16 protein-coding genes are annotated in these 13,658 nt (G+C 33.8%); 14 read left to right on the top strand and 2 right to left on the bottom strand.

The genetic code is table 11. The annotated features are described in order from the left end of the window. Nucleotides 1-82 precede the first annotated feature (82 nt). Nucleotides 83-1,483 (bottom strand): chromosomal replication initiator protein DnaA, encoded by a 1,401-nt coding sequence (dnaA, locus tag J0M15_01150; GenBank protein ID MBN8535633.1) that lies wholly within the window; start codon nucleotides 1,481-1,483, stop codon nucleotides 83-85. 287 nt (nucleotides 1,484-1,770) lie between these two features. On the opposite strand from dnaA, the gene rpmH reads away from it, so the two are divergent. From rpmH to rsmG, 8 genes are read left to right on the top strand one after another with little or no spacing between them, the layout of a single operon-like run. Further along, complete coding sequence (rpmH, locus tag J0M15_01145) at nucleotides 1,771-1,920, top strand: 50S ribosomal protein L34 (GenBank protein MBN8535632.1); 150 nt, start codon at nucleotides 1,771-1,773, stop codon at nucleotides 1,918-1,920. Then, nucleotides 1,910-2,284, top strand: a complete 375-nt coding sequence (rnpA, locus tag J0M15_01140) for a ribonuclease P protein component (GenBank protein MBN8535631.1) — start codon at nucleotides 1,910-1,912, stop codon at nucleotides 2,282-2,284. The genes rpmH and rnpA overlap by 11 nt, the downstream gene beginning before the upstream one ends. 52 nt (nucleotides 2,285-2,336) lie before the next feature. Next, nucleotides 2,337-2,573: a membrane protein insertion efficiency factor YidD gene (gene yidD, locus J0M15_01135; GenBank protein ID MBN8535630.1), complete on the top strand. Its 237-nt coding sequence runs from the start codon at nucleotides 2,337-2,339 to the stop codon at nucleotides 2,571-2,573. Continuing rightward, on the top strand, nucleotides 2,551-4,224 hold the full coding sequence (gene yidC / locus J0M15_01130) for a membrane protein insertase YidC (protein ID MBN8535629.1): 1,674 nt from the start codon (nucleotides 2,551-2,553) through the stop codon (nucleotides 4,222-4,224). Before yidD ends, yidC begins: the two co-directional genes overlap by 23 nt. 36 nt (nucleotides 4,225-4,260) lie before the next feature. After that, a complete protein-coding gene (locus J0M15_01125; GenBank protein MBN8535628.1) occupies nucleotides 4,261-4,815 on the top strand; it encodes a hypothetical protein in 555 nt (184 codons plus the stop codon). 2 nt (nucleotides 4,816-4,817) lie between these two features. Beyond that, nucleotides 4,818-6,392, top strand: a complete 1,575-nt coding sequence (gene mnmE / locus J0M15_01120; GenBank protein MBN8535627.1) for a tRNA uridine-5-carboxymethylaminomethyl(34) synthesis GTPase MnmE — start codon at nucleotides 4,818-4,820, stop codon at nucleotides 6,390-6,392. Between the two features lie 56 nt (nucleotides 6,393-6,448). Continuing rightward, complete coding sequence (mnmG, locus tag J0M15_01115) at nucleotides 6,449-8,338, top strand: tRNA uridine-5-carboxymethylaminomethyl(34) synthesis enzyme MnmG (GenBank protein MBN8535626.1); 1,890 nt, start codon at nucleotides 6,449-6,451, stop codon at nucleotides 8,336-8,338. A 9-nt stretch (nucleotides 8,339-8,347) separates the two neighbouring features. After that, the gene (gene rsmG / locus J0M15_01110; protein ID MBN8535625.1) at nucleotides 8,348-9,010 is read left to right on the top strand and encodes a 16S rRNA (guanine(527)-N(7))-methyltransferase RsmG; all 663 of its coding nucleotides are present in this window, start codon (nucleotides 8,348-8,350) and stop codon (nucleotides 9,008-9,010) included. 25 nt (nucleotides 9,011-9,035) lie between these two features. On the opposite strand, the gene J0M15_01105 is transcribed toward rsmG, so the two are convergent. Next, nucleotides 9,036-9,527 (bottom strand): hypothetical protein, encoded by a 492-nt coding sequence (locus tag J0M15_01105; protein MBN8535624.1) that lies wholly within the window; start codon nucleotides 9,525-9,527, stop codon nucleotides 9,036-9,038. A 206-nt stretch (nucleotides 9,528-9,733) separates the two neighbouring features. Here J0M15_01105 and J0M15_01100 point away from each other — a divergent pair, with 206 nt between their 5' ends. The 6 genes from J0M15_01100 to atpH all read left to right on the top strand — a co-directional run bounded on the left by J0M15_01100 (nucleotide 9,734) and on the right by atpH (nucleotide 13,651). Further along, nucleotides 9,734-10,555, top strand: a complete 822-nt coding sequence (locus J0M15_01100) for a ParA family protein (GenBank protein ID MBN8535623.1) — start codon at nucleotides 9,734-9,736, stop codon at nucleotides 10,553-10,555. Beyond that, entirely contained in the window at nucleotides 10,548-11,612 is a 1,065-nt protein-coding gene (locus J0M15_01095; GenBank protein ID MBN8535622.1) for a ParB/RepB/Spo0J family partition protein, read from the top strand. The genes J0M15_01100 and J0M15_01095 overlap by 8 nt, the downstream gene beginning before the upstream one ends. Beyond that, nucleotides 11,600-11,950 (top strand): polymer-forming cytoskeletal protein, encoded by a 351-nt coding sequence (locus tag J0M15_01090; GenBank protein ID MBN8535621.1) that lies wholly within the window; start codon nucleotides 11,600-11,602, stop codon nucleotides 11,948-11,950. The genes J0M15_01095 and J0M15_01090 overlap by 13 nt, the downstream gene beginning before the upstream one ends. 113 nt (nucleotides 11,951-12,063) lie before the next feature. Beyond that, nucleotides 12,064-12,492, top strand: coding sequence for an ATP synthase F0 subunit B (locus tag J0M15_01085; GenBank protein MBN8535620.1), 429 nt, complete (start codon nucleotides 12,064-12,066; stop codon nucleotides 12,490-12,492). Continuing rightward, nucleotides 12,492-13,115: an ATP synthase F0 subunit B gene (locus tag J0M15_01080; GenBank protein MBN8535619.1), complete on the top strand. Its 624-nt coding sequence runs from the start codon at nucleotides 12,492-12,494 to the stop codon at nucleotides 13,113-13,115. Before J0M15_01085 ends, J0M15_01080 begins: the two co-directional genes overlap by 1 nt. Then, nucleotides 13,112-13,651, top strand: a complete 540-nt coding sequence (gene atpH / locus J0M15_01075) for an ATP synthase F1 subunit delta (GenBank protein ID MBN8535618.1) — start codon at nucleotides 13,112-13,114, stop codon at nucleotides 13,649-13,651. Before J0M15_01080 ends, atpH begins: the two co-directional genes overlap by 4 nt. Nucleotides 13,652-13,658: the final 7 nt, after the last annotated feature.

Genomic DNA, 13,658 nt, shown 5'->3' with positions numbered 1-13,658 from the left:
CCCTGCTTTTGGATAAACCCTCTTTAAAACCATCCACAATTAAACTCCTAGCTTTATCCATAGCTTTATCCACAGTCCCCATTCACACACCTGTGATATTGTGGATTCTAGATTCTAACTCTTCAATATTCTTAAACATATCTTGATCCGTCTGTTGTAGATATTTAACTCGTTCAATGGCATTCATTACGGTCGTGTGATCTTTACCACCGAAAGCTTTTCCAATATCAACAAGAGATTTATCTAAAAATTTCTTTATAAAATGCATAGCTATCTGACGCGGAACAACGATATTTTTAGATCTGGTTGCAGATTTCAAGTCTTGCACTCGGACTTTAAAATGGTCACCAACAATTCTTTGAATTTCCTCAATACTTATCATCGTTTGAGTTTCATGATTTGATAATATTTTTTTTACTAAATCATAATCAATTTGCAAACCTTGCAATTCAGAAAACATTTTTACCTTTTTTAAATTTCCCTCTAATTCTCTAATTGATCTTTTAGAAATTCTTGCAATATGATTGACGACATCTTCTGACATTCTAACGTTATATTTTTCAGCTTTATACCTTAAGATAGCAATTCGAGTTTCTAAATCAGGCATGGTAATATCGGCAATTAATCCACGCTCAAGCCTCGTTCTATTTCTATCCTCCAGATCTATAATATCTTTTGGCATCCTATCTGAGGCTAAAATAACCTGTTTTTTTCGATCGATAAAGGTATTAATCGTATGAAAAAACTCCTCTTGAACGGCCTCACCTTTCCCAATAAACTGAACATCATCTACAAGTAAAATATCCGAATTTTCTCTGTATTTAAGTCTAAACTTATCCATTTGATGGTGTCTTATGGAGGCTATGCACTCATTCATATACCGTTCAGCGGAAATATATGTAATTTTTACCTGAGGGTATTGATCCCGGATATAATTTCCAGCAGCATGAAGAAGATGTGTTTTACCCATCCCCACAGGTCCATAAATATAAAGAGGATTATAATCATGACCTCCAGGATGTTTAGCTACATTGTAACAGGCAGCATGGGCAAATTCCGAATTTTTTCCTACTACAAAAGTAGAAAAGGTGAGCTCTTGGTTTAAGGGATCTGAATTGATATTTTTTTCCCTACTGATTTGTTGAGGAAACTGCCGAGTATTTTGATTCAAAATCGCTTCTTCGAGCGCTTGTGGACTTTCGGGATGAGCCATATTTTTGTTGCCAGTCACAACAAACTCAACCTCAAAAGATGAATTATAAATATTTGAAATCTCTGTGTAAATTTTATCCTGAAGGTTTTCTATAACAAAATATTGATGAAAGGCATTCGGGACACCAAGTTGAATTTTTGGTCGGTCATTTGTACTAATGGTGTTTAAATATTCAATTGGGTCAAGCCAAGTATCTAACAGTTTGTTATTTAAATTTCTGCTTTTCATATTTGTTTTAATTTGATCCCAAAAATGAGAATTAATTGGCATTTATTTCCTCTCTCGATCTTCAATGAGTAGCATAATTATCAAGGCTTAAAATGCTTATCAATGGTTCACCATCATGCTGCGATGTGGTTTAATTCGGAAACATGCATTTAGTGGTTTTAATTAAGGTTAAATAGCATGGCTAGTTTTAATTCCATAGGTTAATTTTTCTAAAAGAGAATTTGTTTGTAAAGCTAGAGGTGTTTTCTAATTTATTCCTTGAAAATATTTCGATTTAGAGACATAAACAACAAACATTTAGTTCTATTAAGTTTGATTAAGGAGATAAAATGAAAAGAACGTACCAACCCTCAAAAATTAGAAGAAAAAGAGCCCATGGCTTTAGAAAAAGAATGTTAACCAAAAATGGCCAACAGGTATTAAATAGACGAAGAGCAAAGGGTAGAAAAAAGCTTTCTGTGGAAATTAGTGGTAAGTAAACCTTATCTATCTATCCGTAAGAACTCGGATTTTCTTGATTTAAAAAATAATGGTCAAAAAGTGTGGGCATCTTCTTGGATGCTTATATCGTTTATGAGGGCGAATAAACCGATTTCTGAATTAGGTATTTCCATAAGTAAAAAAGCTGGAAATGCTGTTATTCGAAATAAAATTAAAAGATGGGTTAGATCTGAAATTGCTAAATATCTTAAAAGTAAACCCTTGGTTCAAACTAAAATGACTTTTTTTATTAAACCCATGAAAAGCGATTTTTACAAAAATATGAGTTTTGATACTTTTCTTAAAGCTTTTAATCATGGAATCAAACAACTTGAAAAAAACCGGATATTCACGAAACTCTAAACAGCTAAAATTTTTTTGTACCTTCAAAAATTTTTTGAACAAGACACTTAAAATGTGTGCTTTGTTTTTTATTGGTTCTTATAGAACTTTTGGAACTCAATTTTTAGGTGGTAATTGTCGATTTATTCCTTCTTGTTCTGAGTTTGCCAAAGAGGCTTTTAATGAACATGATTTTTTATGTGCTTTAAAAATGACACTGGGAAGATTGTCAAAATGTCATCCATTTGGATCATTTGGATATGATCCTGTCCCTGAAAGGAAATGTAATGCAAGAACAGCAACAAACTAATCCGTTTAACAGTCGATTTTTAATGGCGATGATTATTTTTGCGCTATTTTATTTTGGCTGGAATTCTTATCTTCAAAAAAAGTATCCTGATTTTGGTAAAAAAAATCAGACGGCCCAGTCTCCTCAGATAAATACGGAACTCAAAAATCAAGAACGCCCTCAGACCTCTGATTTAGAGAGTGGCTCCTCAAGTGCTGAATTTTCAAAAGGAAAAGCAGATCGACAAGGTGGTAATGGTAAATCTCAAAATTCCGATCTTAAAACGGACAACAAATTTGTTGAAGAAAAGAAGTTTACTTTTGAAAATAAAGAGCTCTCTTTTGAGATTTCAAATAAAGGAATGGGTCTAGTTAATTTAAAAGTAAATTCTTATACGGATAAAGAAAATAAACCAATTTTACTTGGCCAGTCTGCTTTGGCTGGTTTGTTTGAGTTTAGATTCGCAGATAATAAGATAGTTTATTTCGAAATGAGTGAAATTGCAAAGGGGCACTATAAAGGGATTGCAAAAATTGATGACCTTATTGTTAATCGGGAAATTATCTATAACGAATCAAATAATTCGTTTGATAGCCAGATTAATTTATCTGGCTTAAATGATAAAAACATACAAAATATTAAAGTATTAATTCCTGAAAAAATTAACGTTCCAGAAAGTCAATCCTGGTTATTTCCTTCCTATGAACATCAAGATTTTTACGTTTCACACGCGAGTAAAACAACATCGGTTAATTTTTCTTCAGCTAAAGAAAATTTAAGCCAAGAAATTAAGACGGCTAATATTCTTTCTGTTGGAAACCAATATTTTGCAACAGCCATATTAGATAAGTCTGATTTGTTGCCAGATGCAAAACTAAATGTATTAATTAACGAATCGGCGGCACTTGGAGAGCTTGTTTACCCCGTCTTGCCTGGAAAAGCAGAACTTTCCATAAAACAAGTGTTTTACGCTGGCCCTAAATCGATCACAATTTTGAGTGCTATCAGCGATGAACTTACAAGTATTATTAATTTTGGATGGCTAGGATTCATTGCAAAACCATTATTATTTACCATGAAATGGTTTTACGCACAGATTTCTAACTGGGGTGTTGCCATTATTCTTTTAACATTGTTGGTAAGATTATTTGTTTTACCTTTTAATTTGATGTCAATGAAATCAATGAAAGCCATGCAAAAAATTCAACCAGAAATGACAGCTATTAGGGAAAAATATAAAGAAGATCCCATACGTATGAATCAAGAAATTATGTCATTAATGAAGGTAAATAAAGCAAATCCATTTGGAGGCTGTTTACCTATGTTGTTACAAATTCCAATATTTTTTGCACTCTATAGGGTGATTGGCTCGAGTATCGAGTTATATCAAAGTCCTTTTATGCTTTGGATAACAGATTTAAGCTCTCACGATAAATTTTATGTTTTACCTGTTTTAATGGGAGCCACCATGTTTACTCAACAGAAAATCACTCCAACAAATATGGATCCGGCTCAGGCAAAAATATTATTATATATGCCTTTAGTAATGTCCGTTTTTATGCTTAATCTTCCAAGCGGATTGACTCTTTATATGTTTGTGAGTGGATTGTTTGGAATCACTCAACAGTATTTTATGTTAAAAAGTAATAAGGCCGTAGTAACAAAAATTTGATTTATTTAATGATGTAATAACGAGAGGAGCTAGGTAATGAATTTTTTTAAAAAACTTTTTGGAGGCGGAAAAAAGAGTGAAGATGGTCCTGTAGAATCCCTTGTCCGCAGTACTCTTGAGGGTCTTATTGAGTATGGTCAATTTAATTTAGAATACACTTTTTTATCTGAAAGCGAAGACGCTGAAAACAAATCAATTCATATTGAGCTTTCTGGAGCCGATGAAGAGTTATTTAAAGATCGAAAGGGTCAGCTTTTAGATTCTTTTCAGCTTATATTAAAACGCGTGGTTCAGCATCAAATTCCAGACGATAAAACAAATATCAATGTAGATTGTGGTGGGTATAGAGAAGAGAATGAACAGGCTTTAATAGAAAGAGCTGAAAATTTAAAAACAATTGCCATTGAGCAAAATAAAGCAGTTTATTACCGCGCCCTTCCTCCTAAGGAAAGAAAAGTGGTTCATCAGTATCTTTCGAAGGACGAAAGAGTTAAAAGCAGATCTCTTGGTGATGGATTATATAAAAAAATTAAAATATTTCCTGCAAAAAATTTTGGTTCACAAAAAGACGATTTAACTTCTCAAGAGTGAGTATGTATTTAGGGGTAAGAGATAAAGATACAATTTGTGCGGTCTCTACTCCAAATGGAATTGGCGGCATCTCAGTTATTCGGATTAGCGGCATTGATGCTCTTAAAATTGTTCAAAAATCGATTAAAAACCCCCCTAAAATTGTCGAAAGTCATAGGGTTTTTTTGGCCAATTTTATTAACTCTTTATCTTTAGTCCTTATTGATGAAGTCTGTATAACTGTTTTTTTAGATGGAAAGTCTTTTACTGGGGAAGAAGTGGTAGAAATTTCTTGTCATGGTTCTCCGACTATTTGTCAGCTTATACTGGATCAGCTCTGTTTTCACGGTGCGCGGGTAGCAGATCGTGGTGAGTTTACCTACCGGGCTTTTTTGAATAATCGACTTGATTTAATTCAAGCAGAAAGTGTTTTATCTGCCATTCATTCTAAATCAGAACTTTCTGCAAAATTGGCACTACGTCAGCTAAAAGGGGATCTTTCTTCTGCGATTAAAAAAGTTGAAGATGAAATTTTATGGTGTTTAGCTCATATTGAGGCAAGCATTGATTTTTCTTCAGAAGATATAGAGATTATTCAAGATCATACATTGCTGAACAAGTTGGACATAATAGAAACCAAAATTACAGAGCTAGTTCATTCATTTAAATTTGGAAAGATGATTTCTGATGGTGTTCAAATTACCTTAAGTGGTAAACCAAATACCGGAAAATCTAGTTTGATGAATTTACTATTGCAAACAAATCGATCAATTATTACTGATGTGGCGGGAACGACGAGAGATGTAATTAAAGAAGATTTTTTGTATGAGGGTATTCGATTTATCTTAGTTGATACTGCGGGTATCAGAAATAATACTGATGATATTATTGAGAAAATGGGAATTGAAAGGACTTTTAGAGAACAAGATGAAGCTCAGGTTAATATGTTTATTTTTGATTTTTCTGATTGTTTTGGTCATCCCGCTCAGGAAAGGAATAAGTCCTTTAATCAAGAATCGTTTTCTTTGTTTTCTAAATTTGATTTGAATTCGACATTTTTAATTTTAAATAAGATTGATTTGAGCCTTAACCCTCAGCAAACTGAATTTTTAAGAAATTATTGGCAGAATATTTCTAAATTTGCCTCTAAAGAAGAGTTTTTTTCTGATTTTCGCCAGCAATTTAACGAGCCATGCTTATTTCAATTTATAGTTTCGTTGTTTAACTATTTAGAATTACAATTTAATTTTAAAACATATCAAGATTTGATAAGTTGGATTTCTGTGCATGTCATTTTTTGTAGCACTTTTGATTTATCTTCTCGTAAATATATTTTAAATGCAGTGATGCAGAGTTGGGTTGATTTGAGTAGTCATATTGATAATACGTCAGTAACAAGCAGTAGACAGAAAGATGCTTTAGTGAAAAGTCTTCATTTTATTGAATCGACCAAGCTAGCCGTTGGCAATGGATTGGGACATGAATTTATAGCACTTGATTTAAAGGAAGCTCTTTTGAGTATTCAAAGCATATTAGGCATCGTTTATGACGATCAAATCTTAGATAAAGTTTTCAAAGAATTCTGTTTAGGTAAATAGTCTCTGGATTTTTGCAATAATTAACATTAAAAATTGACTTCAATGAGATGAAAACTATGAGAAGAAAAAGTGATTTTGATATTATAGTGGTTGGCGGAGGCCATGCGGGGATTGAGGCAGCTCTTTCCTGCTCTAGATTGCAGCACAAGGTGTTGCTAGTTACATCAAATCTTAGCAGAATCGGATACATGAGCTGTAATCCGAGTATTGGTGGTTTGGCCAAAGGACATATGGTCAGAGAGCTGGATGTTCTTGGTGGTCAAATGGCCCAAGTCGCTGATGAGACCTGTCTTCAATTTAAGAGGCTTAATTCATCTAGAGGTCCTGCTGTGCGAGGATCAAGGGTTCAATCTGATAAGATTAAGTATTCCAGAAGAATGATTGAAATTTTAGACTCTCAAGAGAACCTGTCTCTTCTGGAATCAGAAGTTAAATCTTTGATTCTCAATGGTAATTTGTGTGAAGGGGTTGTTCTAGAAGATCATTCTTTTGTTCATGCTAAGAGGGTGATTTTGACTACAGGAACTTTTATGAATGGAGTTATGCACTTTGGATTGAAACAAATTGCAGGTGGGAGAATCGGGGATAAGTCTTCGATCGGGTTATCTGATCAGCTGCGAGATTTTGGATTTTCGGTTAAAAGACTTAAAACAGGCACTCCAGCAAGACTTTTGAAGGATTCTATTGATTGGTCAAAAACGAGTCCTCAATATGGAGATAATAAGTTTTTTCCCTTCAGCTTAAAAACAAAAAATTTTCCAGTCTTACCACAAGTTACTTGTTTTTTGTCCAGAACGACAGAACAAACTCATGAAATTATCAGGAAAAACCTCGATAAATCGCCAATGTTTTGTGGCATTATTGAAGGCATTGGGCCTAGATATTGTCCAAGTATTGAGGATAAAATTACTCGATTTTCTGATAGGGATTCTCACCAAACCTTCTTAGAGCCAGAGAGTTTAGAGAGTGATTTAATTTATTTGCAGGGTATTTCAACTTCTTTACCCGAGGGGATTCAGCAAGAGTTTCTACAAACTATACCTGGATTGGAAAATGTTAAAGTGGCTAGGTATGGGTATGCTGTTGAGTATGACTACTTTGAACCAACTCAGATTGAACACAGTTTAGAATCAAGGCCTATTAGAAATTTGTTTTTAGCTGGGCAAATTAATGGAACTTCTGGTTACGAAGAGGCAGCAGCCCAAGGTTTAATAGCTGGAATCAATGCCTCAAGAAGCATTTTAAGTGAAGAGCCATTGGTGTTAAAAAGGGATCAAGCTTATATCGGAGTTCTTATAGATGATTTAGTTACCAAGGGTACAAGTGAACCCTATAGGATGTTCACATCAAGAGCCGAACATCGTTTGGTTTTAAGAGAAGACAATACTTACGATAGGTTAGATGAGTGTTCTAAAAATATTGGTTTGCTTGGTAGGAATGAGTTAGATCAAATTCAAAGAGATAAACAAAATAAAGCTCAAGCTATTGAAAATATTAAGAATTTTCGCTTAACTCCGACTGGTGAAACGCAAGAAAAATTGAGAAAACTAAATACATCGGTATTATTGAAATCAATTAGCTTAGAAGAGTTCCTGAGACGTCCTGAAATTTCTAATGATGTTATCTTTGAGTTTTTTCCAGATCTAAAGTTATCACCATCAATTTTAGAATCAATTGAAATTGAAATTAAGTATTCTGGTTACATTAAAAGGCAACTTGAATTAATCAATCAGATGGCTTTGTCGGAAAATTTTCAAATTCCTAAGGATATTGAGTACAGTTTGGTTAAAGGATTATCGAGAGAAGAGATCGAAAAATTGTCTCGAATTAAGCCACTAACTTTAGGCCAAGCTCAACGCATAAGTGGTGTTAATCCTTCCGCAATTCAAGCTATTGTAATATATATTAAAGGACACGGTTCAAAAAAGTCTGATCAAATTCTTTAAGGATGTATTATGAGCACAAATCCAGTTGAAGACAGTTCAACCTATAGTTGGAAAATCAAAGAATGGTTCCCCGACATCGAGGACAAGGCAATTTCGGCATTGAAATTATATGCAGATATTCTTATTAAGTTTAACAAAACAATTAATTTGGTTGGACCGAAGACAATTCCCTTTTTAGATTCTCTTCATTTTTCTGATTCAATTATGGCCCAACGCATTATCGCTGAGCACTCTCCTCATATTGATCATATTTATGATTTTGGAAGTGGAAATGGTTTTCCTGGTTTGGTTTTTGGAATTTTAAATAGAAAATTAAAGGTTACTTTGATTGATTCAGATGCCAGAAAGATTGAGTTTTTGAAACATGTTATTTCTAATTTACATCTAGATAATGTTTTTACAATTAATTCTACAATTGAAAATTTGCCACAGGATTCTGTGAAGTTTGCAGTATCAAGAGGATTAGCAAATATTTCTAAATCAATCCTTGTAGCTAGAAAGTGTTTTTCTAAAAAAGGCACTTATTTTCATATGAAAAGCGAACAGTGGGGACTGGAAGTGAGTGAGATTCCTATTCAACTTTGCTCTATTTGGGAACCTGCTTTAGTTAAAGAATATAGGCTTCCCGTTGTTCCTGTTAAGTTTGCAATTATTGCAACTACGAAGATTTAATGTTCCACGTGGAACATTAGATATTTTATTTTTTTTCTTCTGTTTTAATTCCTTCACCCAAAAGAGTAGGGTCAAATTTATAGCCGCTTTCTTTGAATCTGTCTTTAATATCCCAATAAGGTTTAGATCGAATTAATTTTTTTTCTGCATAGTACTTTTCAAATTCATGTTCTGAAGTTTTATTCCAAGAATCTTCATCTAGGGCCAACCTTGATTTTCTGACATACTTAAGACGCTCAAATTTTAGAATTCTCCACATTTTCAATTGCTGCTGCTGTTTTATTTTTATATTTTCAAAATCATGAAGTTTTATGGTGTTTCTTTTGATGTCCCCAGTTTGTGGTTTACTTTTTTCTAATGATTTTAATATTTCTTGAATTTTTGCCACGCTATCCTCAATTTTTTTAAGCTCGATAGCTTCTTGATTTACTAAATCTAGATAGATTTTGTCTTTTAACTCAGGATTCGGATCATCTTTCTTGCAGCCCAATAAAAACATCAGAAAAAAAAGGATCAAGATGTTCCACGTGGAACACAAGAGAAGTTTCAATGTGACAAAAAAATTAAAGTTCAAATACATTTTTTCCTAAAACCAAGTTCCACGTGGAACATCGGAATAAAAGACACAAAGCATAAGTGAAAAAACAAAAAAAATGTTGAATTAAGCGAAATTTATATCTTTAATTAACTCGCACTACAATTTCCTTCCATTGGAGAACATTAATGGCAAAAACGATATGCATTGCAAATCAAAAAGGAGGGGTGGGTAAGACAACAACTTCAGTAAACCTATCCTCCGCGCTGGCATTACTTGGTAAAAAAGTATTACTTTTAGACATGGATCCACAAGGAAACGCGTCCAGTGGTCTTGGTATTAAAAAATATGAGTGCCAAGAAAACAATATTTATCATGTTTTAATTGGAGAAAAATCAATTGCCGAGACCATTTTAAAGACAAAAGATCCAAATTTGTTTATTGTTACGGCAAATCCTGATTTGGTTGGTGCTGAAATTGAGTTGGTAGATATCCCACAAAGAGAATATAAATTAAAACAAGCAATTGCGGCCATATCGGATCATTTTGACTATTTTATTATAGATTGCCCACCATCTTTAGGGCTATTAACTCTAAACGCGCTAACCGCAGCCAATAGTTTTTTAGTTCCTCTGCAGTGCGAATATTATGCTCTTGAGGGATTGAGTCAACTTTTGAATACTGCCGGTTTAATTAAAAAATCATTAAACCACGAGCTACACATTGAAGGAATCGTCCTTACTATGTTTGATACAAGGAACAATCTAAGCCATCAAGTAGTGACAGAAATCAAAAACCATTTTGGAGAAAAAGTATTTCAGTCCATTATACCAAGGAACGTAAGGTTAAGCGAAGCTCCAAGTCATGGGCAGTCAATATTTGATTATGATGGAAAATCGATAGGTGCCATTAAATATTTAGAGCTGGCCAAAGAGGTATTAAACAAGTACGCCAACGCTCAGAGTCATAAAAACCGTGAAATAGAAGGGGTTGGTGATTTAAGTGTCTGATTTAAATGCTGATTCTAAAAAAAGAGGATTAGGAAGAGGATTGGGGTCTTTGCTTGGAGATGGTTCAGGTGGACTATCAAGTGGACTATCCAGATTGGATAGTCACAAAGAGTTGAGTAGTCATCAAAATCACAATGAATCAAAAAAAAGAGCTATTTCAGCTCGGTTGGGTATTCAAAACTCAGAAGAACAGAATAAAATTGAAACAAATAGAATATCCAAAGACTCCGTGGCTATCCAGGGACTTAATACGGACGGTAAGGTTTGGAAGGTAAGTGTAGAAAAACTAAAACCGGGAGCCTACCAACCAAGAAAGACATTTAATAAAGAAAAAATTGAAGAATTGTCTTTATCAATAAAACAAAGTGGAATCTTACAACCCATTATTGTCAGAAAAAAAGATGAGGGTTTTGAAATTATAGCTGGAGAGCGGCGCTGGAGAGCGGCTCAAGCGGCAGGACTTCATGAGGTTCCTGTATTGATTAAGAACTACACCGACAAAGAAACCCTTGAATTGTCTATTGTTGAAAATATTCAAAGAGAAGATCTTAGTCCTATAGAAGAGGCAGAAGGTTACTCGCGCCTTATAAATGAGTTCTCATTATCTCATCAACAAATTGCTGAAAAGGTCGGCAAAGACAGGTCTTCCGTAAGTAATGCCATCAGGCTTTTGGCATTACCGATAGAGATTAGAAAATATATAGAAAATTCAGATATTTCAGTTGGTCATGCAAAAATTTTGTTAAGTGTTGTGGACAAAAATAGACAAATTGAATTGGCAGATTTATGTAAAAATGAAAAAATAAGCGTCCGAAAGCTTGAAAAATTAGCAATGAAATCTCCAGAAAATAAATCAGAGAGTAAAGACAATACGTTATTGCAATCTTCCTTGTCTGATCGACTGATAAACGGTCTAGGAGAAGAGATGCAAAAGCTTCTTGGAACAAAGGTAAATATTGATTACAATGGGACAAAAGGAAAACTGAGTATCTATTTTTATTCAGATGAGGAACTCACGGGAATTATTGATAAGCTAAAAGCAGGATGTCAACTATAGAACAAACAACAAATAGCCAACAGGTAACAGCAATTCTAGATAAAGGGGCCTCTTTCGAGGGAAAACTTGCCTTTGAAGGGACAGTTCAGATAGGTGGAGTATTTAAGGGAGAAATTTTCACTAATGATACTTTGGTTATATGTGAAGGCGCTGAGGTTACCGCACAAATTGAAGCAGACACAATTATAATAAGTGGTAAAGTTGAAGGAAATGTTTTTGCAAGAAAAAGGGTGGTCATGCATCCACCAACAATTTTTAGAGGGACGGTCACATCGCCAAGTTTAAGAATTGATGAAGGTGTTGTTTTTGAAGGCGCCTCTTATATGCCCGCCACATAATACGGATAGAAATTGATATAATTCTACAAAAATAATTTTTGCAAAATAATTTTAAAGATGATATCTCAGCAATGCAAACAAAACGTTAATCCCTAATTTTATAGGAAAAATGCATGCTAAATCAGTTGGGTATAAATTCGACGTCATTGATTCAATTTGCTATATTTATAATTACATTTTTTGCGCTTATTAAACTAGTTTATGAACCCTTTACAAAAGCTCTTCTAGAAAGACAAAAGCGCACTTTGGGGAGCGCTGAAATAGCAGATGAAATTGGTAGAAAATCTATAGAATTGCACTCGGAATATTCAGTAAAAGCGAGAGAAATTCACTCGGTTATCTCTGAAATTTATAAGGTTGTTAAAGCAGAGGCCACTAATGAGTATGATAAAATCATTAACAGAGCCAGAGAAGAGGCAAGACAGCTGATTGAAAAAAACCGAAAAACTAATGAAGATGAAGTTGGAAAAATTCAAAAAGATCTAGAGACTCTTAAGCCAGGAATTGTCCTAGCTATAACCAATAAGATGTTGGGCAAATAATGACGAACATTGATATAAACAATAGAATGAATAATAAAAGTTATTTAACAATAAAATTAACAGTGAAGAGTTTGGGTTTTTATTTATTTTTTTTAAGTGGGTATAGTTTCGCAGAAGCCAACACGGGAGCTCACTCAAATGAAATTCCATCTGTTATTCTTTGGCAATTTTTTAATCTTGGAGTTTTGTTTTTAATCATTTATAAGTATACAAAAATTCCAATAAAAAATTATTTCGACCAAAAACAAAAAGACTATTTAAGTCAGGCGGAAAAGTCTAAAGCTATTTATCTTGAGGCTGAAAAAGAATATCACGATATTAAACATCGACTGGAGATATTGCAAAACAGCTCCGATGAAAGTATAGCTAGGGCCAGACTAGAAGCTATGGAAATGAAAAAAAATATTATAAAAGAGGCCGAGGAGTCTGCCCACAAAATTGGATTAGAGACTTTGCTATCAATTAAAATTGAAGCGCAAAAAGCCTATCAATCGGTGCAGAAGAAGCTTGTGCTGGATTCCATAGTATTGGCTAAAGGTCTTCTAACAAAAGATATTGGGGCGCAAGACCATTTGAGATTGCAATCCGATTTTAATAAAAATATTGAGGCGACAAATCCATGAGTAAAGTTGATCTTTCCAAAAGATATGCAAAATCTCTTTTTGCCATAAGCAAAGAAAGTAATTCACAAGAAAAAATATTTGATCAATTAAGAACAATTAACTTTGCTTTGGAAAAAAAAGAAGTAAAAGAATTTATTAACAACCCTAACGTGTCCTTGTCCGTCAAGAAACAAGCGATTAATAAAATTTTTTCTGACACCAGTTTCGCCCCAGAGCTCAGTTCCTTTTTTAATCTTCTATTGGACCGAAAAAGGATGTCCTTGCTTCCTGAGATTGTAAAAGTTTTTGAGGCTATTGTAGATGAAAACAATGGGGTTACGAGAGGATTTGTTACTTCCGCCAAACCCCTTTCGAAGGAATCTTTGGCCTTATTAGAAAGTAAAATAACTCAAGTACTTAAGAAAAAAATTGTGTTATCAGCAAGTGAGGACCCTTCGATGATTGCGGGTGTGATAGCAAGAGTTGGTGGATGGACTTTTGATGATAGTCTTGACACGCAATTAAAAAAATTAAATGAAAAATTATTAAATCACTAATTTAGGA

The sequence above is a fragment of the Deltaproteobacteria bacterium genome (assembly GCA_017302835.1).
In the GTDB taxonomy this organism is placed as follows: Bacteria; Bdellovibrionota; Bdellovibrionia; order Bdellovibrionales; family Bdellovibrionaceae; genus UBA2316.
The sequence above is the reverse complement of the archived record's forward strand: the minus strand, read 5'-3'. Positions and strand labels throughout refer to the sequence as shown.